Below are 26,103 nucleotides of genomic sequence, written 5' to 3' on the forward strand. Positions count from 1 at the left end.
ATGAAGTTAGCCATCGTTACGGCTTGCCCCAACGGCATGGTCACCAGCGTGCTGTGCGCCCGATTGCTCGATGCCGCGGCGCAACGTCAGGGCTGGAGCACCAGTGTCGAAGTGGTGGATGTGGCGCACCCGGAACGCCAGTTGTCGGCGGCCACGATCGAGGCCGCCGAGTGGGTGTTGCTGGTCACCAGCGCGCCGGTGGATATGTCGCGATTCGTCGGCAAGCGTGTGTTCCAAAGCACCCCGGCACACGCCCTGCAAGATGTCGAAGCAGTGCTGCGACGCGGTGCCGAAGAAGCGCAGGTTTACGCCGCAGCCGAAGTCACCGTCGAACCTGCAGCCGTTACCCAAAGCGCCCCGCGCCTGGTCGCGATCACCGCGTGCCCGACCGGCGTTGCTCATACTTTCATGGCCGCTGAAGCCTTGCAGCAGGCGGCCAAGCGATTGGGTTATGACCTGCAAATCGAAACCCAGGGCTCGGTCGGTGCGCGCAATCCGTTGAGCGCGGCAGCGATTGCCGATGCGGATGTGGTGCTGCTGGCCTGCGATATCGAAGTCGCGACCGAGCGTTTTGCCGGCAAGAAAATCTACCGTTGCGGCACGGGCATCGCCTTGAAGCAAGCCGAAGCGACGCTGAATAAAGCCCTGGCCGAAGGCAAGCAGGAAAGTGCCGCGACCGGGGCCAAAGGCCCGGCCAAACAAGAGAAGACCGGCATCTACAAACACCTGCTGACCGGCGTGTCGTTCATGCTGCCGATGGTGGTGGCGGGCGGTCTGATGATTGCCTTGTCGTTCGTGTTCGGCATCACCGCGTTCAAGGAAGAAGGCACACTCGCCGCCGCGCTGATGCAGATCGGCGGCGAGACCGCGTTCAAGCTGATGGTGCCGCTGCTGGCGGGCTACATCGCCTACTCGATTGCCGACCGTCCGGGCCTGGCGCCGGGGATGATTGGCGGCTTGCTGGCGAGCACGTTGGGTGCCGGTTTCATCGGCGGGATCATTGCCGGTTTCATCGCCGGTTACGCGGCGCAGGCGATCAACCGTTACGCGCGTTTGCCGCAAAGCCTTGAAGCGTTGAAACCGATCCTGATCATCCCGTTGCTGGCGAGTCTGTTCACCGGGTTGGTGATGATCTACGTGGTCGGCAAACCGGTGGCCGGGATGCTCACCGGGCTCACGCATTTCCTCGACAGCATGGGCACCACCAACGCGATTCTGCTCGGCGTGTTGTTGGGCGGGATGATGTGCGTCGACTTGGGCGGGCCGATCAACAAGGCCGCTTATGCCTTCTCGGTGGGGCTGCTGGCGTCCCAGAGCTATGCGCCGATGGCCGCGACCATGGCCGCCGGAATGGTACCGCCGATTGGCCTGGGCATTGCCACGTTCATTGCCCGGCGCAAGTTCGCCCAGACTGAACGCGAGGCGGGTAAAGCGGCGTTGGTGCTGGGGCTGTGTTTCATCTCCGAAGGCGCGATTCCGTTTGCCGCCAAGGACCCGCTGCGGGTGATCCCGGCAAGCATTGCCGGTGGCGCGCTGACCGGTGCGCTGTCGATGTACTTCGGCTGCAAACTGATGGCGCCGCACGGTGGATTGTTCGTGTTGGCGATCCCGAATGCGATCAACCATGCGTTGTTGTATTTGCTGGCGATTGTCGCCGGGAGTTTGCTGACGGCGGTGGTGTATGCGGTGGTCAAGCGACCAGAGGTTGTCGAGTTGGCAATAGAACCCGTCAACGCATAATCCACCCTTGTAGGAGCCAGCTTGCTGGCGATATCGGTTTTGAAATCGCCATCGCCAGCAAGCCGGCTCCTACAGGTGAGAGTCGATCACAAAACGCGTGAACGACACGGACCTGTAGGAGCAAGCTTGCTCGCGATAGCAGTTTCCCAGCCAACATAGTTCCTGAGTGCTAAACCGCTCTCGCTCCCACAGTGGGGCTGGATTGTTTTCGGAGTCAGGATGGCCATGCCTCATTTCTCCTTGAATCCGGGCAGGCCTTGAGCTGCTCGCCACTCTTTTACCGTCCGAGTAATGCCCTCCGGGGAATTGTCCGCCCCCTCTTCTGGGAAGTAGATTAAGTCCGAGCCGTCAGGGTGCTCACTTATTTTCTCGAAATGCAGCAGTAGCAGATCAGCACGATCGTCTGTTTCGGCTTCTGCATCTTCCTTGGCCAATTCTTTTAGCAGCCCGATGAATTCTGCTTCTGTGTACTGCGAAAAACTATCTTTCAGAAGTGTGTCTGTCATGGCTCGCCTATTCGTTCCGGTGAATGTCAATGTGGTTTCTTGGAGTGTTAACTCGCAAGTTGTCGACGTCATACACCTCTCCACCTTTCGACACAGAATCGAGATGGTGCAGTTCATAAGACAGCCTACCGCCAACTCTATCGGCCTTTCTAACCCGTGGAGCCCGGCCTGCTTTCATCCGACTCACATTCTGTTTGATGAACTGATCAGCAACCATCGACTTTGAAATCGACTCCCAAAATGCTGATCTGAATTTATCGAAACTTTTGAAGTTACGGCCTCTTAATGCATCAGCAATTTCTGTGGGGATCGGCGCCCCCACGCCGGAATTTGCCCCCGCCAGCCAAATACCCGCAACATCTTCACCCACCCCCGTAACACCACCCGGCTCATACCGAGCGTTGAGCACAAGGTAGATTGGCTCAAGCCCGGCATCCGCCGGAAACCAGATAATCGCATCCTGATATTCGGGCGGATGCTGCGGGTTCAGCAGTATTTTGTCGGCCTGCTCCGTGGGCGGGTACACCCATATCGTCGGTAGTGGCGGGGCACCTTCCAGGGCGGGGACAGTTGGGGCGTCGTCAGGATTGGCGGCTGGCGTCCAGGTCAGGCCGATGCCGTTGCCGAGGTCGGCGATGAACTGCTCGCCGTCCTTTCGGGCCTTGATGACGGGGACAAACTCCCAGTCTTTTTTTCCGCCGGTGTAGAAGCCGTAAGCGCTGATGGCGTTGTCCGGCAAGACCTTTACGTTGACGCGTACACGGGTGCGTCCCGCCTCCAGTGCCGCGTACTGTTCGTTTTTGTAGAAGGCGCTGTCGGGCGAAAGGCGGGTGTTGGGCATTAGCAGCGCCACTGTCCCGACGGCTGCCCCGGTCGCCACCACTGAACCCGTCAGCGATAGGGCGAGCGAACCACCGAGACGTTGGGCCAAGGCGTTGCCCGTCGACGAGCCGGCCACCCATTTCAGCGGTGTGCCTTCGGCGGTAATCGCCGCGCCGGTGCCCAGTACAGCCCACAACCCGTAGTCAGCCAGTTTCTCGACGGGGACATAACCGGCGTGGTTGTTGTGATTGATGACACCGTCCGGGAGGTTGCAGCTTTTGGCGAACACGCAACCCTTGAATTGCGAATCGGACGTTGTGTCGAGAGCGTTTTGTTGTGTTTTTCGACGGACCTCCCAACGGGCATTGGCTTCCAGTTCATGCCGTTCGTTCTTGGCGGATACCGCTGCGCCAGCATCCTGGGAGGCTTGCACTTCTTCCCGCGTGGGAAGTTGTCTTGGGGCGGGCAGATAGTCCGGGGATTCCGGGAAACCGAGCTTTTTCATCAGCGCTTCTTTTTCGTCCTTGGACAATCCCGGCATGTAGCCGGGTTTGCCTCAACCCTATCCGGGACGCTCAGGCGTAGGCGTTAGGACGTTTCCTAAAAGCGGTGCTGAAATTTCCTATTTCATGGTGTTGCAGATGAGGGGCGAGTCGGTAAGACCGCATTATCGTTCATCGCGAGCAGGCTCGCTCCCACAGGTGACCGAGTTGCCCGGACGGACGCGGTCACTGTGGGAGCGAGCCTGCTCGCGATGACGGTTTAAGATTCAATGAAAATGGTGACGGTTAACCCGTAGTCGAGGGCAAGCCTGCTCCCACAGGGGATCTGCGACGTTGGCAGGTTTTGTGTCATGCCCGGGTCACACGGCCATGCTTTAGTTTTCCTTTTTCAGGGAGAACACCATGAGCGAATTCAACCTCGGTCGCCGTCGTGTCATGCAAGCAGTCGGCGCCGGGATTCTGCTTCCCGGTCTTGCGCCGGCGGTGATTGCCTCGGTCAAGGATCGGCCGCAACTCACCGATGGCGTGCAGTCCGGCGACGTGCTGGGCGACCGGGCGATGGTCTGGAGCCGCAGCGATCGTGCGGCGCGGATGGTGGTGGAATGGGACACGCGTAGCCTGTTCGCCAACCCTCGGCGTTTTGTTTCGCCGCTGGCTGATGCCCGCAGCGATTTCACCGCGCGGGTCGAGCTCACCGGTCTGCCCGCCGACCAGGCGATTTTCTATCGCGTGCATTTCGAAGACGCCCAGAGCGGTGTCACCAGCGAACCCTGGTTTGGCCACTTGCGCAGCGTGCCGCAAACCCGGCGCGACATCCGTTTCGTCTGGAGCGGCGATACCGTTGGCCAGGGCTTCGGCATCAACCCGGACATCGGTGGCATGCGCATCTACGAAGCCATGCGTTTGCGCCTGCCGGACTTCTTTATCCACAGCGGCGACACCATCTACGCCGACGGCCCGGTGCCGGCACAACTTGTGACTGAAAGTGGTCGCGTGTGGCGCAACATCACCAGCGACGCCAAGAGCAAAGTCGCCGAAACCCTCGACGAGTATCGCGGCAATTACCGCTACAACCTGATGGACGAAAACGTCCGTCGCTTCAACGCCGAAGTGCCGCAGATCTGGCAGTGGGACGACCACGAAGTGGTTAACAACTGGTCACCGGGCAAGCAACTGGATGAGCGTTACCAGAGCAAGGATATCCACAGCCTGGTAGGCCGCGCACGTCAGGCGTGGCTGGAATATGCACCTATGCGGTTGCAGAGCGCGGATAACGGCGGGCGGATCTATCGCAAGATCGGTTATGGGCCGATGCTCGATGTTTTTGTGCTCGACATGCGCAGTTATCGCGAGGCCAATGATGACAACCTCGGTGCAGCCAAACCCTTTCTCGGGCGTGAGCAACTGGACTGGCTCAAGCGTGAATTGAAAGCCTCCAGCGCCCAGTGGAAAGTCATTGCCGCCGACATGCCGATCGGCCTCGGCGTACCCGACGGTGAAGTCAGCCCCGGCGTGGCGCGCTGGGAAGCGGTGGCCAACGGTGATCCGGGCGCGGCCCAGGGGCGTGAGCTGGAAATCGCCGAACTGCTTGGTTTTCTGCGGGCGCAACAGGTGCGCAATTTCGTGTTCCTGACGGCGGATGTGCATTACTGCGCGGCACATCACTACCATCCGGATCGTGCCACGTTTCAGGATTTCGAACCGTTTTGGGAGTTTGTAGCCGGACCGTTGAACGCGGGGAGCTTCGGGCCTAATCCGCTGGATAAAACCTTCGGTCCTGAAGTGGTGTTCGAGAAAGCACCGTCGGCGCAGAACATGTCGCCGTTTGCCGGGTTTCAGTTTTTTGGCGAGGTGAATATTGAGGGGGCGACGGGGGAGATGAGTGTGGTGTTGCGGGATCTGGATGGGGTCAGTGTGTTTGAGCAGAAGTTGCAGCCACAATGACCTGTAGGAGCCAGCTTGCTGGCGATGGCGGTTTTGATATCGCCATCGCCAGCAAGCTGGCTCCTACAGGGGGGAGGGGGTCAGTAGACGTCGCGGCGGTAGCGGCCTTGCTCGATCAAGCGTTCGACTGCTTCAACCCCGAGCACTTCGTTGAGCACTTGATCCACCCCTGAAGCCATTCCCTGCAAGCTGCCGCAGATGTAAATGACGGCACCGTCATCCAGCCATTGCTTGAGCAAACCGGCGGATTCACGCAGGCGATCCTGCACGTAAATCTTCTCGGCCTGATCCCGCGAAAACGCCAGGTCCAGACGCTCGATATCCCCTGAAATCAACCAGTCTTCAAGTTCGTCGCGGCACAGGTAGTCGTGCTCGCGATTGCGTTCGCCAAACAACAGCCAATGACGTTGCTGCCCATCGGCGATCCGCGCCTTGAGCAAACTGCGCAGCCCGGCCAGGCCGGTGCCGTTGCCCAGCAGGATCATCGGCAGCGGTTCGACCGGCAGATGGAAACCGCTGTTGCGGCGCACCCGCAGGCTGATGGTGCTGCCCACCGGGGCGTGTTCGGTCAGCCATCCGGAGCCGATACCCAGGCTGCCGTCGGGGTGCAGTTCCTGGCGCACGATCAGTTCCAGCACACCGTCGGCGGCAATCGAGGCGATGGAGTATTCGCGCATGGCCAGCGGCACCAAAGCATCCACCAGTGCTTGCGCGTGCAAGCCGACAAGGTGCGTACGGTTCTCGGGCAATTGTCGAGTCGCGAGTGCTTGTTCCAGCGCTTGCGACAGGCCATCGAGTATCACCGAGGCGCGACCGTCGATCCCGAGGCCATCGAGGAAATGCTCGATTGCCCATGGGCAGTTACGCGGCAACACTTCCACCAGATCACCGGCCAGCCAACTGCTGGTGGTCGGCGCGCTGAGGCCCAGCAGATACACCGGCGAGCCGCTGCTGTCCGGGTTCATCACGTCGCGGCGGCTCAGCGTCCAGTTGTCGTAGCTCGGCGCTTGCCAGGAGTCCACGGGCGCTTGCCCGGTCAGCAGACCAAGTTGCTGCTGCCAGTGACGCAAGGCGTAAGGGTCGCCGCAGTCGACTTCCACCGGCGCGAACAAATGCTTGCCGCCGTGCTCGCCGAGCCAGGCATGCAAGCGTCGGGCGAAACCGCAGAAGTGTTGATACTGCCGGTCACCCAATCCAAGCACCGCATAATTCAGGCTCTCCAGGCTCAATGCCCGGCCCAGCACTTTGCGTTCGAAACCACGGGCGCTGTCCGGCGCTTCGCCGTCGCCGAAGGTGCTGACGACGAACAGCGCGTTGCCGGAGTTCCGCAGGTCTTGCTCGCTGACGCTGGCCAGTGGCTGAACCTTCACCGGCAGGCCTGCTGCCTGCAGTTGGCCAGCGGTCTGCCACGCCAGTTGTTCGGCAAACCCGCTTTGGCTGGCGAAACCGATCAGCCACGCCGGAGCATCGCTGTCCGGTTGTTCGAGGCCTTTGCGGGCGTCCTTGATCTGCTTTTTCTTGCGTCGACGATCGAGGTACAGCAACCAGCCCGTGACAAAAAACAGCGGCATGGTCAGCGCGCTGAGCGTCAGGACGATCCGCCCGACAATCCCGAAGTAACTGCCGACGTGCAGCGCGTAGATGCTCGTCAGCAGTTGCGCCTTGAAGCTTTTATCGCTGTAGCGGTCGTGGCGTTTGACGACGCCGGTGGCCGGATCGAGGGAGATCTGGTTCATCGCGCGGTCGTGGGGCGAGGTGGTCAACAGGTAAAACACCGTCGCGGGTTGCCCGGCCACAGGCGGCATACGAATGTTGTAGGCACTCAATGCCGGGCCGGCAGCGCTGTAAATGCTGCTCCACATCGATGCGTAATCGGCCGTCGGTGCCGGGCCTTCCGGTGCCGGGCCACGATTGCGAACACGTTCATTCTGCGGCGCATCGGACAGCAATCGGGTCAGGCCCTTGTTGTACCACTCATAGGACCAGGACAACCCGGTCAGCGCTGCCAACAGATAAAACACCAGGCACCAGGTACCGGCCACCGAGTGCAAATCCCAGTTGAAGCTGCGGCCGGTTTTCTTCCAGTCGAGGGTCAGCCAGGCGCGCCAGCTTTTCCATTGACGCGGCCAGCGCAGGTACAGGCCGGACAGGCAGAAGAACAGCAGAATCAGTGTGCACGCGCCGGTGATCTGCCGACCGGTATCGCCCATGGCGAGGAAGCGGTGCAGTTTCAGCATCAGGTCGAAGAAACCCTGGCCGGTGGCGTCGCCCATGAACTCGGCGGTGTACGGATCGAAGTAGCGCATCTCCCCGCGACGCTCACCCGGTGGCGGGGTGAAGTTCACCCGTGCGGCGTTACCGCTGTCGGTGTCGACCCAGAGCATCGAGACTTTCTTGCCCGATGCACCCTCGATTTTTTCCACCAGTTCAGCGGGCGGCAGCACGCCGGCGACCTGTTTCTCGACCTGCAACACCGACGGGTTGAGTGCGCGCAGGATTTCATCCTCAAACGACACTATCGCCCCGGTGATGCCCATGAGGGCCAGGACCAGCCCGGCACTGATACCGAAAAACCAGTGCAACTGGAACAGGGTTTTCTTCAACACGTCACTCGCCTTGTTCGTTCGAAATTGTCATCACGGCGCGCATTATGCCGTGGGCTGTCGAGAAGCATTCTTTTTTACGCACAAAAGCCCCGTTCAATTGCGTGAACGGGGCCTTTCCCTGATTCCAGCCTTCATCTGCACACCTGTAGGAGCACAGCTTGCTGGCGATGACGGTGTGTCAGGCAACATAAATGCTGTCTATGCCGACGTCTTCGCGAGCAAGCTTTGCTCCTACAGGGTTGTGGTGTGGTCAAAAGTGGAAGTTGGCGCTCAGCAGGGCGGTACGGCCGGCCGCTACGTGGGCGTAGTGGGTCTGCAGTATCTGGTCGAAGTAACGCTTGTCGGTCAGGTTCTGCACGTTGAGTTGCAGGTCGACGTTTTTGGTCAGGCGGTAGCTGGCCATCGCGTCGTAACGCCAGTAGGACGGGATCTCCACCGAGTTGGCGATGTTGCCGAACTGCGAGTCAACAAAAGTGGCACCCGCACCCACGGTAAGCTTGTCCGGCACCACGTCGTAAGTCGACCACAGGGTGAAGTTGTTCCGCGGGGTGCTCGGCATGTGGTTACCTTCATCGGCGGCGAGGGTGGTTTTGACCACTTCGCTTTCCATGTAGGTGTAGCCGCCGAAGACTCTCCAGTTGCGGGTCAGCTTACCGGTGTACGTCAGCTCGAGGCCGTTGACGGTTTGCTCGCCATCCAGCACTTGCGAGGTGGCACCATCCGGATCGTTCATACGTGCGTTGGTTTTCTCGGTGCGGAACAGTGCGGCGGTCAGCGACAGGTCGTCACCGAAGAAGTCCCACTTGGTGCCGATCTCGTAGTTGCGGTTCTTTTCCGGGTCCAGATCGGTGTTGTTCGCCGCCAGATCCAGGCCACCGTTGCCGCTGGTTTCACCGGACGGGTTGCTGGAGGTGGAGTAGGCCGCGTAGATGCTGCCGTTAGGCAACGGGTTGTAGACCACGCCGATCTGGTAGTTGACCAGGTCGCTGGTGTTCTCGCGGGAGAAGTCGTTCGCCGGCGCTGTGCTGCTAGCGTTGGCGTGGCCGCTGGATTCCACCTGGTAGTTGTCATAACGCAGGCCCAGGTTCAGGGACCATTGATCGTTGAACTTCAGCGTGTCGAACACGTAGGCCGCGGCGGTTTTGGTGTCAGTGTCGGTGAACGCGGCGCTGTCGGTGATCTTGCCGTTCCAGGTATCCCCAGGCGTCGGGTTGTACAGGCTGGTGCAGTCGCCGGAGCGGAAGAGTGCAGTGTTGCACGTCGTGCCGCTGGCGGCCGAAGTCAGGATGTAAGGGCGGTTGTGGGTGTCTTGATAAGAGAACTCAATACCGGTGACCAGGCTGTGTGCGATGGTGCCAGTGTCGAACTTGGCGCTCAGGTCGGTCTGGTTGATCCAGCCGCTGGACGTCGAATTACGGCTCTTGGCGCCACGGTACACACTGCCCTTGGCGACGTTGCCCTTGCTGTCGTCCGGGTTGGTGACGATGTAGTCCAGCGTCGAACGGGACATGCGGAAGCTGTTGGACACGGTCAGGTCTTCATTCAGATCGTGCTCGATCTTGAAGGTGCCGCTGTCATTGGTGGTTTCGCGGAAGTCGCGGCTGGTGACGCCGTAGAAGTTGTCGCGATCGACATGCACTGGTTTGTCGACGTTGTACTTGCTGCGGGCCGGGTTCAGGGTCAGCGGAATGCCGTAGTCCGGCATGTCGTCGGTTTCAACGTGGTAGTAACCGAGGGTCATGCGGGTATCGGTGCCCAGGCCGAAGGCGAACGTCGGCGCGACACCCCAGCGGCTGACGTCCACGGTGTCACGGCCGGCGACATTGGCTTCGTGTTTCATCAGGTTCAGGCGGAAGGCCGAGGTGTCGGTCATCTGCTGGTTCAGGTCGAGTGTGGTGCGCTTGGTCTGATCCGAGCCCCAGGTGAAGCCGCCATTGTAGAAACTGCCCAGTTTGGCGGTCTTGCTCACCAGGTTCAGGCTGCCACCGGTGGAGCCGGCGCCGGTGTAGGCCGACCCCGGACCTTTGCTGACTTCGATCGATTCAACGTTGAAGATTTCGCGGCTCTGGGACGCCGGGTCGCGCATGCCGTCGACGAACGTGTCGCTTTCAGCGCTGAAGCCACGAATGATCGGACGGTCGCCCGCCGGGTTACCGCCTTCGCCAGCACCGAAGGTGATGCCGGGTGTCGTGCGCAAGGCGTCGACCAGGCTGGTAGCGCCTGTGTCGCGGATCACCTGCTGCGGAATCACGGTGACACTTTTCGGCGTTTCACGCAGCGGTGCGGTGTATTTCTTGTTGGCCGAGGTATCGGTCTTGTAGGAGGTATCGTCCTGTGTTTCGCCGGTGATGGCAGTGGCGTCCAGGGAAATCGCATTGTTCGGCGCTTTTTCGGTCTTTTCGGCCGCGAAAACCATATGCCCCGCAGAGCCGGCGGTGATTGCCACGCCAATCGCAGAAGCGAGCAAACGCGGTGAATTGACAGGTAATTGTGGTTGTTGGCGTGACATGTGAATTCCCCTCCCCAAGGATTTGAGGCCGCGGAATATAGGGTAGACGCGTCTATGTATCAATTGCGAAACGTTTCTATTCGCACTGAATTTACATTCTTTACAATTTACCCTTACGGTTTTTGCTGTTTCATTCGTCATGGGGGTTTTACAGCGTCAATAAGAATCAATACCATTGACGCCCCTTTGCCTTCAGGTGGTCCTCATGCTGCTGCACATTCCCGGCTTGTTCACTAAAGAAGAAGTGCAGCGCATCCGCGAGGCTCTGGAACAGGCGGATTGGGCCGATGGCAAGATCACCGCCGGCTACCAGTCGGCCAAGGCCAAACACAACCTGCAACTGCCGGAAGGTCATCCACTGGCCAAGGAAGTCGGCGCGGCGATGCTGGAACGGTTGTGGAAAAATCCGCAGTTCATGTCAGCGGCGTTACCGCACAAGGTCTTTCCTCCGTTGCTGAACTGTTACACAGCGGGCGGCAGTTTCGATTTTCATATCGACAACGCCGTGCGCCAGCCCAAAGGCAGCATCGAGCGTGTGCGCACGGATTTGTCGTCGACCCTGTTCTTCAGTGAGCCGGAGGACTACGACGGCGGCGAACTGGAAATCCAGGACACCTACGGCACCCAGCGCGTGAAGTTGCCGGCCGGCGACATGGTCTTGTACCCCGGCACCAGCCTGCACAAGGTCAATGCCGTCACCCGTGGTACACGGTTCGCCTCATTCTTCTGGACCCAAAGCCTGGTCCGCGAAGACAGCCAGCGCGCCCTGCTGTTCGAGATGGACGGTGCGATCCAGCAACTGACGCAGGACATGCCCGACCACCCTTCACTGATCCGCCTGACCGGCACGTATCACAACCTGTTGCGTCGCTGGGTCGAGGTATGAGTTTTCAACTGCGCCGCGAGGAAGTGCTCGACGGCGATCACCTCAAAGCCATGCTTGAGGAAAGTCCTGCGCGTGCTGCTCAGGCAATCCTGATCGCTGCCCGCGAAGGCGTGCTCGACGCGCAAGCCTTGCTCGGCCAGATTCTGCTGGACGGACAGGGCATCGCGATGGATCAACCGCTGGCGCTGCGCTGGTTCGAGATAGCCGCTCAGCGCGGGCACCTGATGGCGCGCAACATGCTCGGTCGCTGTCATGAACATGGCTGGGGTTGTGCGGCAGATGCTTCAGTTGCAGCGCAGCATTATCGCGTCGGCGCTGAAGCCGGACTGGATTGGGCGATGTACAACTACGCCAACCTGCTGGCGACCGGGCGCGGGGTGACCGAAGATCAGCCGCAAGCGCTGAGTTTTTATCGCTGCGCTGCGGAGCTGGGCCATGCGAAGTCGATGAACCTGCTTGGGCGTTACCTGGAGGAAGGACGGATTTGCCCCGCGGATCTGCAAGGCGCACGCGAGTGGTATCGACGTTCGGCCGATGCCGGGGATTTTCGCGGGCAGTTCAGTCATGGCGCGGTTTTGGTGGAGCAGGGCAGGCTTGACGAAGGAATGGCCTGGTTGCGCCAGGCGATGGTCAACGGCAATCAGCGGTTCCTGCGGGTCAGTGTCCAACGCTTGCGCGAAGCGTCCGACCCTGCGCTCAAGTGTTTGGCTGAGGAGTTTGCCCATCACGAACAAACACTGTTCGGTCGAACCTGAAAGACGCTTCATATAAACATGAAGTGGGTTGTTTCGCAGGTTTGTATTCTTTTCTTATATATGCCCCTCAGGGTTTCTTTGACAGAACTTTTATAAGTGGATTAGTCTTTTGTTCGGCGCAGTTAAATTGGATTTGACAGTGCGCTGTTACGATCTGCTTTAAATTATTTAAATATATTCATGCCTATAGTTAATGGAGTAGTTATGAGCAATGACACATTGTGGGAGAACTCTTTACGGGGGGCGAACTACGAGAAAATTACCGAGTTTGCAACCGAAGTTCCAAAGATCCTGTCCGATGCGTCCAGCGCGGATGCGGACAATGTGACGCGTGAAGCCGGTTTGTTACTGACAAAAAAACAGATCATTGATCTGCGCAAGTATGAAGCCGCAGGCTTGGCCCTTCCGTATACATTGAAGGATGTCACCGACTATCTGCGATTCGGTGCGGGCCAGGATGGCGGTGCCGGTCTCAGGGCCGCCGATTTCCTGAAGACGTTTGTCGAAACTCGTGATCACGCCAGGCGCTGGTCACCGCTGCGCGAACGCATCATGATCACCGGGACCGAACTGAAGCTGTTTGGCGCAAGCATGCAGCGCTACGGCGAAGACATGGAAGAGGTCTACCTTGATCTGAAGTCCGGTCCATTGCTTGAAAAGTACAATGTCAAAACACTGGAGCAACTGAAAAAGTTGCAACTTGAACTGGGCGATAAATTTCCCGGTATAGAACTTGATGCGGATACGATTCCGGACATGAAGTTTTACCTGGGTAAAATATTCGACAGGGTTGCATCCAATCTGGTGAGTGTCCGGGGTATAAAAACCGATCTGGACAAGTTTGGTTATGACCTGCGTGAAAAAGTGCTTCCAGGTATCAAGTTGCGCGTGGCATTGATTCAAACCAATTCCTATCCAGCGGAAGTCAAGAAACTCGATGAAGTCATCGCCCGTCGTGCCGAAGAGATTCTGGAAAAGAATACCCAATACCAGGCGTTGGTCGACAAGGCGCTGGGCTCGGCAGCCGGGTTGAATCTTTTCGGCTTGGGAATGGCTATTTACTACGGTGTCGAAGCGGAGGCGGTACGAGCCGTACGCAAGGAACTGAACGCGGCGCAGGACAAAGACATTGAAGTCCTGAGAAACATGAACCAGACCCTCGGTTCGTTAAAGCGTGTCGAACAGGATCTGCAAAACCTGACCGTCATCGCCATTGATGCTGATCTGGCCACGCAGAATCTCATACACGTCTGGAATGTCATGCATCGGTACGTCGATGAATCGTCGAACGCCATGTTGGGCATCACCGATGCGCTGAGTTTGAGGCGCTTCATGTCGTCATTCCGAGAGGTCGTCGGCCCTTGGGTGCAAATCCACAATGATGCGGACCTCTTGATCGAAGTGTTCAAGGAAGCGGATCGGGAATACAACCAGGACCAAGGAAGGGCGGTACCCAGAATGACAACTTTTTCCATCAAGCAGAACTACCCGGAGCCGAATCTTCAGGTTCTGAAGGACAGCCATCACGCGATGCGTGACGATGCTGTCGCGGCCGAAGCCCTTTTTATCCGGCTCAATTACTTGCCGGGAGTATTCGATCGCTTTCAAAGATTACTCGGCGATGTCGGTGCCGCAGCCCGGGATCTGCGTGAATCGAGCCTCAACAGCAAGATGGACCTGGAGTCCAAGGTTCGTAAGTTAGTGGCGCTTGAAAAGGAATTGACCGGTGCCGTTGAGGGTTCAGAGGAGTTCGACGAGATTGAAGAGGATCTCATTGCGGCATTGAAAAAAATGCTCGCCATCACGCGCAGCGAGGCGAGCAAAGTGAGTATTCGCCTGGCCAACATCAGCGACGGGTATGACCGACGTACCACATTGGGTTACATCGCTGGCCTGGAAAAAGACCAACTCGATGCCAAAGAGTCCAAACAAGCGTTGAGCGAGACTCAGGTCAAGCTTCAACGTGAGCTCAAGGTTTTGTCCGAGGCAATCAGCGCAATCGAAAAAGCCGGTATCGAGAAAATTGGCAAAGACATTGCCTTGACCATCGACAAGCTCAAAGAGCTGGGCATGGCGCCGCCGCAAGCTCAGATCGTGATGTTTGCGATCGATGAACTGAAGAAAGCCATGGCCGATATCAACGCAGGCATCACCTTCATCAACATGATCCATGAAAGCAACAAGCTTCAGGACAAGGTCAATGAGCTTGGTCGAAAGATTGCGCTCAAAGACCGGGATATCGATCAGTCGGTGGGCAAGATCGAGTTTATCCACTTGATTCATGCGCTGGACGACCAACGCCAGCGTTATGTGGGCGAGTACAAGCTGGCTGTTGCTGCATTCAAGCAATTCCTGACGGTCATGGAGGGCGATACGGCGGGTGATGTCGCGACGCGCAGTGCCAGGGCCATTAAAGAAGCGAGCCAGTTCATTGGCTTCCTGACGCCAATTTCACGGCCGTAACGCCAGCATTCACTGATGGCAGGGGTGGCTTTCATCGAGCATGGCGACCCTTGCCTGATAGTGATCAGTGACAGCTCTCCACGCTGGCCTTCGTCAGTGTCATCAGGTTATTTGCCATGTATGAGTTTTTGCTTGCGAAGACGCATTTCGTTGCGTTGAAAAAATACTTCGATTTCCTCCGCGCACTTCCCGCCACGCTGGATCAACTGAAAAGCCATTCGGACAACTTGCAGCGTCAGGGACATGTGCCGACGACAGGACCTGACGCCGAGCGTCTTAAAGTGCTGGCTTCATTCAGTACCGGTTATCTGGAACGGCTTGAGGCTGATATTTCGGCGCTGGGTAAGGTGTGTGATGAGAACTTGCACTCCATCGAGGTGTTTACCGTGGAGTGCCAAATACTGGCCAAACTGTCGCACAAGCAAGGCCGCTCTTTCAGTATCAGCTCCGTGAACTACAAATTATTCAGCCTGTCCCGATCGCAGTGGTGGATCTGGTTTCCTCCCAGTGATGTCGACGGCCTGGCTTTCGAGCTTTCTCTGCGCCTGGGTCGTACCAAGTCTGCACTGTTGGACTTCAAGGCTGTGCCGCAGGAATTGCACAATGATATCCAGAACGTGTTCGAGCGGTTTTTCCGGTCGTTGACGTTGAAATCCTGTGAGTGCCACTCGCGCTATTCCCGACTTGAAGCCTGGTACGTGGATGGCGGATCAGGCCTGCCCGGGCTGAGTGGCGCTGCCAGTCCAGGCGATTCTGCACAGGCGCGTCAGGCGCGGGCGAACGAGCATCTGCGTGAACTGTTCGCGATCAAGACAGAGGCCTGCTCGGCGATTCACAATCTGAGCGACTTCCTCTATGCAATGCAGCACTTTCTGACGGTAGCTGAGCTTGAATTACGTAACGTCAGGCCGACTATTAAACTCTCGCAATTGAACTGCGCTCTGGCGCAGGTCGAGCATGTGCTGGAAGAGGTCAAGTCGATGGCTGAACAAATGCGGTACTGGTCCCGGGCATAAAAAAAGGTCCATGACATGTCATGGACCTTCTGTTGTTACAGCAAGCGGTATTACACGTAGAACGACTTCAGCGGCGGGAAGCCATTGAACTCGACGGCGCTGTAGCTGGTGGTGTACGCACCGGTCGACAGCCAGTACAAACGATCACCGATCGCCAGGTTCAGCGGCAAACCGTACTTGTAGTTCTCGTACATGATGTCGGCGCTGTCGCAGGTCGGGCCGGCGATAACCACTTCTTCCACTTCGCCTTTCTTTTCGGTCCAGATCGGGAACTTGATGGCTTCGTCCATGGTTTCGATCAGGCCGGAGAACTTGCCCACATCCGTGTACACCCAGCGCTCGACGGCGGTGCGGGATTTGCGTGCGACCAACACCACTTCACTGACCAGGATGCCGGCGTTGGCGATCAACGAACGGCCCGGTTCCAGGATGATTTCCGGCAGGTCGTCGCCGAAGTCTTCCTTGAGGAAACGGATGATTTCTTCAGCGTAGGTTTCCAGGCTGTTGGTGCGGGTGATGTAGTTGGCCGGGAAGCCACCGCCCATGTTGATCAGCTTCAGGTGGATGCCGTCTTCTTCTTTCAGGCGCTCGAAGATCACTTTGACCTTGGCGATCGCTGCGTCCCAGACGCTGATGTCGCGCTGTTGCGAGCCGACGTGGAACGAGATGCCGTAAGGCACCAGGCCCAGGTCGCGAGCGAGGATCAGCAGGTCCATGGCCATGTCGGTCTGGCAGCCGAATTTGCGCGACAAAGGCCAATCGGCAGTGGTCGAGCCTTCGGTGAGGATGCGCACGTAGACTTTCGAACCCGGTGCAGCCTTGGCGATGTTGCGCAGGTCGGCTTCGGAGTCGGTGGCATACAGACGCACGCCCTTCTCGTAGAAGTAGCGGATGTCCTTGGATTTCTTGATGGTGTTGCCGTAGCTGATGCGATCCGGGCCGACGCCCTGGTTCATCACTTTATCGAGCTCGTAGATCGAGGCGATGTCGAAGTTCGAGCCTTTCTCTTTGAGCAGGTCGATGATTTCGACGGCCGGGTTGGCCTTGACGGCGTAGTAGACCTTGGCGAATTCGAAACCGGCGCGCAGGTCGTCATAGGCCTGGCTGATCATCGCGGTGTCGATAACCACGAACGGGGTTTCTTGTTTGTCGGCGAAAGCCTTCATTTTCTGAAAGGTATCGCGCGCGAAATAGTCTTCGACGTTGATCGACATGCTGGGAACTCCTACTGGCAAACTAGATTAATCAATGGGTGCGAGGGTGTGTCATCAATGAAATCGCGAGTGCGTTGCGCCTGAGCGCGTGCCAGGCAAGGCGCAGGCCGCCGCTAATGGTCATTCCCTTCGCAAGGCCTGCAACGCAGCATGGCGCGCGCTCAGGCACAACCCGAAGGGCCGGGCCTGCTTTTGCGCAGGGCTGCGTTGCTCGTCCCTTATTTGGAACAACCAAACCGCGGGCCTCGCGCCTTGCCCTGCGCAAAAGCAGGCTCCGGCGCACTCGTGATTTCATTGATGACACACCCTCCTGAACGTCCTCCGTATCCCCACTTTGGTTCGCCTACTTCCCAAGGCATGTCGCCGAAAGCAAAAAGGCCATGGGAAGCGGTGCTTTCCCTTGGCCTTGCTGTCTCGTCGTCAGTACTTGAGCCGGATGGATCGTTTCCAGCATGGACGTTCGGCGCGAACTTTAGGGCGTGAGGGGCTTGAGATCAACAAAAAATGTCGCGTTTTTGCACTTGTCTGACGCACGTTGCCGCCAGCTCTCCTTGTACTCGACACAGATGACAGGCCGATGTTCCCGAGGAAATCTGAAGTGTTAAAAATACCTGCACGTTCGACGCTTATGTCTGCCAACTCAAAGACAACTGCGATGGCGTCAACATCGGCGACGATAGCTGCGAAAAGGACGGCTGAGTGATTTTTTGACTGTTTCGGCGGACCTTTTTGGAGGCCGCTTGCCGAGGCAGGTGTTGATATTTTTTTCCGGTCACAGGCTGTGCGGTTTTTGTGGGAGCGAGCCTGCTCGCGATGGCAATTTCAAATTCAACATCTTCGTTGGCTGACAAGGTGCTATCGCGAGCAGGCTCGCTCCCACAGGTTTTGCATGTTTACCCAGCGATTCAGGCTGTCAGGCGACTGCCTCGGCCGGCGACACGATATTGGTTTTCATGCCCCGTGAGCGTCCTGAGCTCAGATAGGCCGCAATCGATTCCTGCGTCACTTCCCCCAAAAACACCCGCTCGGCATCCATCACCGGCAACCAGGAGCGGTTGAACTCGTACATCCGCGACAACAGGATGCGCAAATGCTCGTCGTACGCTGCCGTGGCATTGAACTCACGCAGGTACTGCGCGCAAGCCCCGGTCTGACGGTGCAGGTCGCGACGTCGTACATAACCGAGCGCCTTGTTCTCACCGTCCGTGACCACGACATAACGCCGGTCATGTTCATCCATCAACTCCAGCGCTTCAGCCACCGGCGTCTCCGGGCTGACGGACGGTGCGTTGTCCGCCGCGTCTTCAGCCTTCACCAGCAGCAAACGCTTGAGCGTGCTGTCCTGGCCGACGAAGTTGCTGACAAAGTCGTCCGCCGGGTGCGCCAGCAGCGTGTCCGGGTGATCGATCTGCAACAGCTTGCCGGCGCGGAAGATTGCAATCTTGTCGCCCAGCTTGATCGCTTCGTCGATGTCGTGGCTGACCATGATCACGGTCTTGTTCAGCGCCCGTTGCATCTCGAAGAACTCGTTCTGGATCATCTCGCGGTTGATCGGGTCGACCGCGCCGAACGGTTCATCCATCAACAGCAACGGTGCATCCGCCGCCAGTGCGCGAATCACGCCGATCCGTTGCTGCTGACCACCGGACAATTCGCGCGGATAACGATTCAAATATTGCTTGGGTTCAAGCTTGATCATGCTCATCAACTCGCGGGCGCGGTCGTGGCACTTCTGTTTGTCCCAGCCCAGCAGGCGCGGAACGATGGTGATGTTTTCCTCGATGGTCATGTTCGGAAACAGGCCGATCTGCTGGATCACGTAACCGATGTTGCGACGCAGGGTCACTTCGTCGAGGTCGGTGGTGTCTTCGCCGTTGATCAGGATCTTGCCCGAGGTCGGCTTGATCAGGCGGTTGATCATCTTCAGCGTGGTGCTCTTGCCGCAGCCCGATGGCCCGAGGAACACACAGATTTCGCCTTCATTGACGGTCAGGCTGACCGAGTCCACGGCTTTCACATCTTTGCCGTTGCTTTGGAAAGTCTTGCTGAGGTTTTGAAGTTCGATCATTTGAGCAGTCCTTTTGGAGTCAGCGTGCGTTGCAGCCATTGCAGAAGCAGGTCGGCGAAGATGGCCAGCAGGCTGACCAGCACGGCGCCGACGATCAGCATCGACATGTCGCTGCGGCTGATGGAAGCGAGAATGAGGACACCGAGGCCACCGGCGCCGATGGTCGCGGCGATGGTCATGACACCGATGTTCATGACCACGGCGGTGCGCACGCCGGCGAGGATCACCGGCACGGCGATGGGCAGTTCGACCATGCGCAGGCGCTGGCCGAAGGTCATGCCGATGCCGCGTGCGGCTTCGCGAATGCCCGGTTCGACGCCGGTCAGGGCGAGGTAGGTGTTACGCATGATCGGCAGCAACGAGTACAGAAACACTGCCGTGATCGCGGGCATCGGCCCCAGGCCCTGGCCGAATTTGGAGTAGAACGGCAGCAGCAGGCCAAACAGTGCAATTGACGGCACGGTCAGCAGCACCGTGGCGCTGGCTTGCAACGGGCCGGCGAGCGTCGGGAAACGCGTCATCAGAATGCCCAGCGGCACGCCGACCAGAATCGCCAGGGTCACGGCGATGCCGACCAGGGTGATGTGCTGCCAGGTCAGGTGCAGCACCAACGGCCAGTCGAGATGGGAAAAGGCGTTGAGAAATTCCATGACTTTTCCTCCTTAGTTGATGGGGTGCTGGCGCAGGAAGTCGGCGGCAACGGATGAAGGACTTTCGTGATCGACATCGACCCGCGCGTTGAGCTGGCGCATGGTTTCGTCATCGAACAGCTCGGCCAGCGGCTTGATCTCTTGCGCCAGTTGCGGGTGGGCATCGAGGTAAACCTGACGCACCACCGGCGCGGCGGTGTAGTCCGGGAAGTAGTGCTTGTCGTCTTCAAGCAGTTTCAACTTGAAGGCGTTCAAGCGACCGTCGGTGGTGTAGACCAGACCGGCGAACACCTGGCCATTGCGCAGGGCGGTGTAGACCAGGCCTGCATCCATCTGGCGGATGTTTTTGCGCGTCAGGTTCATGCTGTAGAGGTCGACCATGCCGTCCAGACCATCGGAGCGGTTGGCGAACTCGGTGTCCAGCGCGACCAGGTGATTAGTCTTCGCCTCAGCCTGCATCACCGTGTTCAGCTCGCTGATGGTGTTGATCTGCGGGTAGGCCTTCGCGGTTTTTTCCGGCAGGGCCAGGGCGTAGGTGTTGCTGAACTTCGACGGGGTCAGCCAGACCAGGCCTTTTTTCGCGTCGAGTTCTTTCACCTTGGCGTAGGACTGAGCGCTGTCGAGTTTTTCGGTGACATGGTTGTAGGCCACCAGCGACACGCCGGTGTATTCCCACATCAGGTCCAGTTGGCCACTTTCGTGGGCGCTGCGAGCGAGGTTGCTGCCCAGACCGCCAGTCACCTGGGTGTCGTAACCCTTGGTGCGCAGGTACTGGGAGGTGATTTCCGCGAGCAGGGTTTGTTCGGTGAACACCCGGGCGCCGATGCGGATCACCGGTTTTTCAGCGGCTTGGGCGATTCCCGAGAACAGCAGAACGCAGCCTAGTAAAAAGCTTGATGTCTTCATGATTATTCCTTTGCCGAGGCTTAAGACGGGCGCAAGCCGCGTTCGAGCCAGAGGCGGCTGGCGAGTGTCACCAGGCCGTCGAGCAGCAAGGCCAGCAGGGCGGTGCAGGCCGCGCCGAGCAGCAGTTGCGGCTGATTGTTCAGGGCGATGCCGGGGAAAATCAGGCTGCCCAGACTGTTGGCGCCAATCAGGAACGCCAGCGGTGCAGTACCGACGTTGATCGCCAGCGCCACACGCACACCGCCGATGATGATCGGCACGGCGTTCGGCAGTTCAACCCGCCACAGCACTTGAGTCGGCGTCATGCCGATGCCGACGGCCGCTTCCTTGAGGGAGCCCTGAACATTTTTCAGGCCTTCATAGGTGTTGCGCACGATCGGCAACAGCGAGGCGAGGAACAGGGCGAAGATCGCGGGGCCGCTGCCGATGCCCAGAATCCCCAGGGCAATGGCCAGTACGGCAAGTGGCGGCACGGTGTTGCCGATGTTGAAGATCTGCATGAAGCGTTCGGCGCGTCCCACCATGGTCGGACGGCTGAGGAAGATACCGGCGGGTATGCCCACAACAAGGGCGGCCAGCATGGAGGCGAGGACGAGAATCAGATGAGCTTGCAGGTAAAACAACAAATCGTCGCGGTACTGTTCGATCGTGTTGATGCCAATCCAGTGGACCAGCAGGGCCAGAAGGGCGACGACAACCGCACCTCCTGTCAGCCCTTTGCCATAGCGAATAGCCACAGGCGGACTCCTTTTTTCTTTGTCGGCGAACGCAGCTTCGTGTGGCAATGCCAGTCCTGGCTGCCGAAGTAAGCGTTCGCGAGAAGCAGCGCGTTCTATGCCCGCGAAGGGACATGAATCGAGCCATAAGCGCAGCCTCGTCAGGCTAACTTGCTGATTTTTAAGCCCCTGGGACGAGTGCCGTAACAGGGGAGTGGACGCCTCCACCTTTTAAAAGGTTCCATAATTAGCAGCAGATAGCCACCCTTGATGACCGAACACGCCCCCGTTCGATGCCATAACGCAACCCTGTAGGAGCCGGCTTGCCGGCGATGAGGGCCGAGAGATCACCGCAAGGCGTACGGCCCCAATCGCCGGCAAGCCGGCTCCTACAAAAGTCCGCGCGTCCGGGCGGGCGGTGGTCCGTGGCGGTCGGTTTGCGCTATACTCGCCGCCCTTTTTTGAATCACCGCCAGGCGATTTCCCATGACCAAACAGGCCGCCGAAGTCGCGAAACGCCGCACTTTCGCCATTATTTCCCACCCCGATGCCGGTAAAACCACCATCACCGAGAAGCTCTTGCTGATGGGCAAGGCGATTGCGGTTGCCGGCACGGTGAAGTCTCGCAAGTCCGACCGCCATGCCACCTCCGACTGGATGGAAATGGAAAAGCAGCGGGGTATCTCGATTACCACGTCGGTCATGCAGTTCCCGTATCGCGATCACATGATCAACCTGCTCGACACCCCGGGCCACGAAGACTTCTCCGAAGATACCTACCGCACCCTGACGGCGGTGGACTCGGCATTGATGGTCCTCGACGGCGGTAAGGGTGTAGAGCCACGGACCATCGCGCTGATGGACGTTTGCCGTCTGCGTGACACGCCGATTGTCAGCTTCATCAACAAACTCGACCGTGACATCCGCGACCCGATCGAACTGCTCGACGAAATCGAAGCGGTCCTGAAGATCAAGGCTGCGCCGATCACCTGGCCGATCGGTTGCTACCGCGATTTCAAAGGCGTTTATCACCTCGCCGACGACTACATCATCGTGTACACCGCCGGCCACGGCCACGAGCGCACCGATGTGAAAATCATCGAAAAGCTCGACTCCGATGAAGCCCGCGCGCACTTGGGCGACGAGTACGATCGCTTCGTTGATCAACTGGAACTGGTTCAGGGCGCCTGCCACGAATTCAACCAGCAGGAATTCCTCGACGGCCAACTGACCCCGGTGTTCTTCGGTACCGCACTGGGCAACTTCGGTGTCGATCACGTGCTCGACGCCGTGGTCAACTGGGCACCGAAACCGCTGGCCCGTGTCGCCAACGAGCGCACCGTGGAGCCGGTCGAAGAGAAATTCAGCGGCTTCGTGTTCAAGATCCAGGCGAACATGGACCCGAAACACCGCGACCGTATCGCCTTCATGCGCATTTGCTCCGGCAAGTACGAAAAAGGCATGAAGATGCGCCACGTGCGCACCGGCAAGGACGTGCGGATCGGCGATGCCCTGACGTTCTTCTCCTCCGAGCGTGAGCAACTGGAAGAAGCGTTTGCCGGCGACATCATCGGCCTGCACAACCACGGCACCATCCAGATCGGCGACACCTTCACCGAAGGCGAAGTCCTGGGCTTCACCGGTATCCCGCACTTCGCCCCGGAACTGTTCCGTCGCGTGCGTCTGCGTGATCCGCTGAAATCCAAGCAACTGCGCCAAGGCTTGCAGCAATTGGCCGAAGAAGGCGCGACCCAGGTGTTCTTCCCTGAGCGCAGCAACGACATCATCCTCGGCGCCGTCGGTGTGCTGCAGTTCGACGTGGTCGCCAGCCGCTTGAAAGAGGAATACAAGGTTGAGTGCTCCTACGAGCCGATCACCGTGTACTCCGCGCGCTGGATCGATTGCGACGATAAGAAGAAGTTCGAGGAGTTCCGGGTCAAGGCCGTGGAAAACCTCGCGGTCGATGGCGGTGGTCACCTGACCTACCTGGCGCCGACCCGCGTCAACCTGGCGTTGATGGAAGAGCGCTGGCCGGACGTGAAATTCCGTGCGACGCGTGAGCACCACTAAGCGCTGAGCTGCAAAACCAAAAGCCCCGGTAGCGAAAGCACCGGGGTTTTTTAATGCCCGACACAAATCCCCCCTGTAGGAGCCAGCTTGCTGGCGATGGACCAGAGAACGCCGCGTTAATCCTGACAGCGCGCGTTATCGTTAACGACCATCGCCAGCAAGCTGGCTCCTACAGAAAAGCATCGTGTTAGCGGGTTTGGTTATAGGCCATATTCACAACCAATCTCTAAAGCCATCGCATTCCGTCTCTTCGTTAGCGTCCTATCTGGAGAGCCCGGCTGATCGGAACTAGATTTCAAAGAGCGCCAGACAGGTACAGATGTTTCACCTGCAAAAGGATGGAATCGACTATGAACAGGTTGCTACGCGTTGTGCTGCTGTTGAAGGTTTTGCTGATGCTGGCCCTCGGCAGTTCGGCGGTCTGGGCCGAGTGTGAGGATCACGAAAGCCAGGCATCGAGCGGGCAGATGACGCACACCGGCATGATGATTGCCAAGTCCGAATCAGAGCCCGGTGATCAGGGGCAGGGCGGCAGCGCGGACGATGATGATACGACCACCGACGAGCCGGACAGTGATGAGGAAGAAGGGGCCTGAGTAGCAGGCAAAATAAAACCCCTTCGACCCGATTGACGCGCAATCGAACCAGAAGAGGTTTTTGAACAGAACACCTATCCCTTGCAGGAGCGAGCCTGCTCGCGATGGAGTATCAGTAACAGCCGTGTTGGCTGACACTCCATCGCGGGCAGGCTCGCTCCTACAGGTTTTTTCAGCCCGCTGTTATGCCGCGCCGTCGAGGAATTGCTCGGCGTAGTGGCAAGCCACCTGGCGGTTATCGAGAGGGCGCAGGGCTGGCTCTTCGGTTTTGCAACGGTCGGTCGCGTACGGGCAACGCTTGTGGAAAGCGCAGCCCGACGGCGGGTTCAACGGGTTGGGCAACTCGCCGACGATCTTGATCTTCGGCTTGTTCGGGTCCGGGTGAATGGTCGGGGTGGCCGACAGCAACGCCTGGGTGTACGGGTGCAGAGGACGCTCGTAGATGTCGTTCTTCGGGCCCATTTCCACCGGGCGACCGAGGTACATCACCATCACGTCATCGGCAACGTGTTGCACCACAGCCAGGTTGTGCGAGATGAACACGTAGGCGGTGTTGAACTCTTGCTGCAGGTCCATGAACAGGTTCAGCACCTGCGCCTGGATCGACACGTCCAGCGCCGAGGTCGGTTCGTCCGCCACCAGCACTTTAGGCTGCAGCATCATGGCGCGGGCGAGGGCGATCCGCTGGCGCTGACCGCCGGAGAACATGTGCGGATAGCGCTGGTAATGCTCAGGGCGCAGACCCACCTGCTTCATCATCGCCTGCACTTTTTCGCGACGCTCGGCTGCGCTGAGGCTGGTGTTGATCAGCAGCGGCTCGGCGAGTTGATCACCGACTTTCTGCCGAGGGTTCAACGAGGCGTACGGGCTCTGGAACACCATCTGCACGTCTTTGCGCAGTTGTTTGCGTTGAGCCTTGTCAGCCCCGGCGACTTCCTGCCCGGCGATTTTCAAGGAGCCGGAAGACGGCTCTTCGATCAGCGTCAGGGCGCGGGCCAGGGTGGATTTGCCGCAACCGGACTCGCCCACGACAGCGAGGGTCTTGCCGGCTTCCAGTTCGAACGACACACCGTTCAGGGCGCGTACGGTCGCATGGCCCTTGAACAGGCCGCGGGACACTTCGTAGTGACGCGTGAGGTCGCGGGCGGTAAGTACGACGGCCATTACGCCACCTCCTGGTTCAGCGGGTAGAAGCAGCGGGCGAGGCTGTTGCTTTTCGGGTCAAGGGTCGGACGCTGCGCACGGCAGCTGTCCTGCACATACGGGCAGCGCGGCGACAGCAGGCAGCCTTGCGGACGGTCGTAACGACCGGGAACGATGCCCGGCAATGTCGACAGCCGTGAGGCGCCGAGGCTGTGTTCCGGAATCGCCTTGAGCAGCGCTTCGCTGTACGGGTGCGCCGGAATGTCGAACAGTTGTGGCACATGACCGACTTCTACGGCCTGGCCGGCGTACATCACGCACACACGCTGGGCAGTTTCGGCAACGACCGCGAGGTCGTGAGTGATCAGCACCAGGCCCATGTTCTGCTCTTTCTGCAACGCCAGCAGCAGGTCCATGATCTGCGCCTGAATCGTCACGTCCAAAGCTGTGGTCGGTTCGTCGGCGATCAGCAGTTTGGGCTCGCCGGCAATCGCCATGGCGATCGCAACACGCTGGCTCATACCGCCCGACAGTTGATGCGGGTAGGCGTCCATACGGCTGACGGCGCCCGGGATTTCCACTTTTTCCAACAGTTCGATGGCGCGTTTGCGCGCTTGCTTGCCGGACATTTTCAGGTGCAGGCGCAGCACTTCTTCGATCTGGAAACCGACGGTGTAGCTCGGGTTCAGCGCGGTCATCGGGTCCTGGAAGACCATGGCCAGGTCTTTGCCGACGATTTGCCGACGCTGACGGTTGCTGAGCTTGAGCATGTTCTTGCCGTCGAAATTCAGGGCGTCGGCGGTGACGATCCCCGGATGCTCGATCAGGCCCATCAGCGCCATCATGGTCACGGATTTACCCGAACCCGACTCGCCAACGATGGCCAGCACTTCGCCTTTGTCCACGGAAATGTCGAGCCCGTCGACCACCGGAACGGCGTTCTTGTCGCCGAAGCGAACGTTGAGATTCTTGATTTCTAACAGTGACATT

Annotated in this window: 19 protein-coding genes; 8 read left to right on the forward strand and 11 right to left on the reverse strand. The window is 58.8% G+C overall.

Going from position 1 to position 26,103, the window contains the following annotated elements; all coding sequences use genetic code 11:
• Positions 1 to 1,740, forward strand: a complete 1,740-nt coding sequence (locus IB246_RS18495; protein WP_008036242.1) for a PTS fructose-like transporter subunit IIB — start codon at positions 1 to 3, stop codon at positions 1,738 to 1,740.
• 230 nt (positions 1,741 to 1,970) lie between these two features.
• Here IB246_RS18495 and IB246_RS18500 read toward each other — a convergent pair whose 3' ends face one another.
• Both IB246_RS18500 and IB246_RS18505 read right to left on the reverse strand, forming a co-directional pair.
• Positions 1,971 to 2,246 (reverse strand): bacteriocin immunity protein, encoded by a 276-nt coding sequence (locus IB246_RS18500; RefSeq protein WP_008036245.1) that lies wholly within the window; start codon positions 2,244 to 2,246, stop codon positions 1,971 to 1,973.
• A gap of 7 nt (positions 2,247 to 2,253) precedes the next feature.
• The gene (locus tag IB246_RS18505) at positions 2,254 to 3,609 is read right to left on the reverse strand and encodes an S-type pyocin domain-containing protein (protein ID WP_008036248.1); all 1,356 of its coding nucleotides are present in this window, start codon (positions 3,607 to 3,609) and stop codon (positions 2,254 to 2,256) included.
• Positions 3,610 to 3,973: 364 nt separating this feature from the next.
• Here IB246_RS18505 and IB246_RS18510 point away from each other — a divergent pair, with 364 nt between their 5' ends.
• Entirely contained in the window at positions 3,974 to 5,515 is a 1,542-nt protein-coding gene (locus tag IB246_RS18510) for an alkaline phosphatase D family protein (protein ID WP_008036250.1), read from the forward strand.
• Positions 5,516 to 5,595: 80 nt separating this feature from the next.
• Here the strand turns inward: IB246_RS18510 and IB246_RS18515 are convergent, their stop codons facing one another.
• Positions 5,596 to 8,121, reverse strand: coding sequence for a PepSY domain-containing protein (locus IB246_RS18515; protein WP_008036251.1), 2,526 nt, complete (start codon positions 8,119 to 8,121; stop codon positions 5,596 to 5,598).
• 250 nt (positions 8,122 to 8,371) lie between these two features.
• A complete protein-coding gene (locus tag IB246_RS18520; protein WP_008036253.1) occupies positions 8,372 to 10,630 on the reverse strand; it encodes a TonB-dependent receptor in 2,259 nt (752 codons plus the stop codon).
• A 205-nt stretch (positions 10,631 to 10,835) separates the two neighbouring features.
• Between IB246_RS18520 and IB246_RS18525 the strand changes: the two genes are divergently transcribed.
• The 4 genes from IB246_RS18525 to IB246_RS18540 all read left to right on the forward strand — a co-directional run bounded on the left by IB246_RS18525 (position 10,836) and on the right by IB246_RS18540 (position 15,750).
• Complete coding sequence (locus IB246_RS18525; protein ID WP_008036255.1) at positions 10,836 to 11,516, forward strand: Fe2+-dependent dioxygenase; 681 nt, start codon at positions 10,836 to 10,838, stop codon at positions 11,514 to 11,516.
• Positions 11,513 to 12,271, forward strand: coding sequence for a tetratricopeptide repeat protein (locus IB246_RS18530; RefSeq protein ID WP_008036257.1), 759 nt, complete (start codon positions 11,513 to 11,515; stop codon positions 12,269 to 12,271). The genes IB246_RS18525 and IB246_RS18530 overlap by 4 nt, the downstream gene beginning before the upstream one ends.
• A 204-nt stretch (positions 12,272 to 12,475) precedes the next feature.
• Complete coding sequence (locus IB246_RS18535) at positions 12,476 to 14,734, forward strand: alpha-xenorhabdolysin family binary toxin subunit A (protein ID WP_008036258.1); 2,259 nt, start codon at positions 12,476 to 12,478, stop codon at positions 14,732 to 14,734.
• Positions 14,735 to 14,850: 116 nt separating this feature from the next.
• Entirely contained in the window at positions 14,851 to 15,750 is a 900-nt protein-coding gene (locus tag IB246_RS18540) for a hypothetical protein (protein WP_008036259.1), read from the forward strand.
• 50 nt (positions 15,751 to 15,800) lie between these two features.
• Here IB246_RS18540 and IB246_RS18545 read toward each other — a convergent pair whose 3' ends face one another.
• The 5 genes from IB246_RS18545 to IB246_RS18565 all read right to left on the reverse strand — a co-directional run bounded on the left by IB246_RS18545 (position 15,801) and on the right by IB246_RS18565 (position 21,325).
• Positions 15,801 to 16,964, reverse strand: a complete 1,164-nt coding sequence (locus IB246_RS18545) for a type III PLP-dependent enzyme (RefSeq protein WP_008024420.1) — start codon at positions 16,962 to 16,964, stop codon at positions 15,801 to 15,803.
• A 913-nt stretch (positions 16,965 to 17,877) separates the two neighbouring features.
• Positions 17,878 to 19,032 carry a betaine/proline/choline family ABC transporter ATP-binding protein gene (locus tag IB246_RS18550; protein ID WP_008036261.1) on the reverse strand — a complete coding sequence of 385 codons (1,155 nt, stop codon included), beginning with the start codon at positions 19,030 to 19,032 and terminating at the stop codon, positions 17,878 to 17,880.
• Positions 19,029 to 19,682, reverse strand: coding sequence for an ABC transporter permease (locus IB246_RS18555; protein WP_007942812.1), 654 nt, complete (start codon positions 19,680 to 19,682; stop codon positions 19,029 to 19,031). The genes IB246_RS18550 and IB246_RS18555 overlap by 4 nt, the downstream gene beginning before the upstream one ends.
• 12 nt (positions 19,683 to 19,694) lie before the next feature.
• Entirely contained in the window at positions 19,695 to 20,588 is an 894-nt protein-coding gene (locus IB246_RS18560) for a glycine betaine ABC transporter substrate-binding protein (RefSeq protein WP_008036262.1), read from the reverse strand.
• Positions 20,589 to 20,608: 20 nt separating this feature from the next.
• On the reverse strand, positions 20,609 to 21,325 hold the full coding sequence (locus IB246_RS18565) for an ABC transporter permease (protein WP_008036263.1): 717 nt from the start codon (positions 21,323 to 21,325) through the stop codon (positions 20,609 to 20,611).
• A 465-nt stretch (positions 21,326 to 21,790) separates the two neighbouring features.
• On the opposite strand from IB246_RS18565, the gene IB246_RS18570 reads away from it, so the two are divergent.
• Both IB246_RS18570 and IB246_RS18575 read left to right on the forward strand, forming a co-directional pair.
• The gene (locus IB246_RS18570) at positions 21,791 to 23,374 is read left to right on the forward strand and encodes a peptide chain release factor 3 (protein ID WP_008024413.1); all 1,584 of its coding nucleotides are present in this window, start codon (positions 21,791 to 21,793) and stop codon (positions 23,372 to 23,374) included.
• Between the two features lie 350 nt (positions 23,375 to 23,724).
• Positions 23,725 to 23,970, forward strand: coding sequence for a hypothetical protein (locus IB246_RS18575; RefSeq protein WP_008036264.1), 246 nt, complete (start codon positions 23,725 to 23,727; stop codon positions 23,968 to 23,970).
• Between the two features lie 183 nt (positions 23,971 to 24,153).
• Here IB246_RS18575 and IB246_RS18580 read toward each other — a convergent pair whose 3' ends face one another.
• Positions 24,154 to 25,134: a peptide ABC transporter ATP-binding protein gene (locus tag IB246_RS18580; protein ID WP_008024408.1), complete on the reverse strand. Its 981-nt coding sequence runs from the start codon at positions 25,132 to 25,134 to the stop codon at positions 24,154 to 24,156.
• Entirely contained in the window at positions 25,134 to 26,102 is a 969-nt protein-coding gene (locus tag IB246_RS18585; protein WP_192230116.1) for an ABC transporter ATP-binding protein, read from the reverse strand. The genes IB246_RS18580 and IB246_RS18585 overlap by 1 nt, the downstream gene beginning before the upstream one ends.
• Between the last annotated feature and the right edge of the window lies 1 nt (position 26,103).

The sequence above is a fragment of the Pseudomonas sp. PDM01 genome (genome assembly GCF_014852325.1).
Taxonomy (GTDB): domain Bacteria; phylum Pseudomonadota; class Gammaproteobacteria; order Pseudomonadales; family Pseudomonadaceae; genus Aquipseudomonas; species Aquipseudomonas migulae.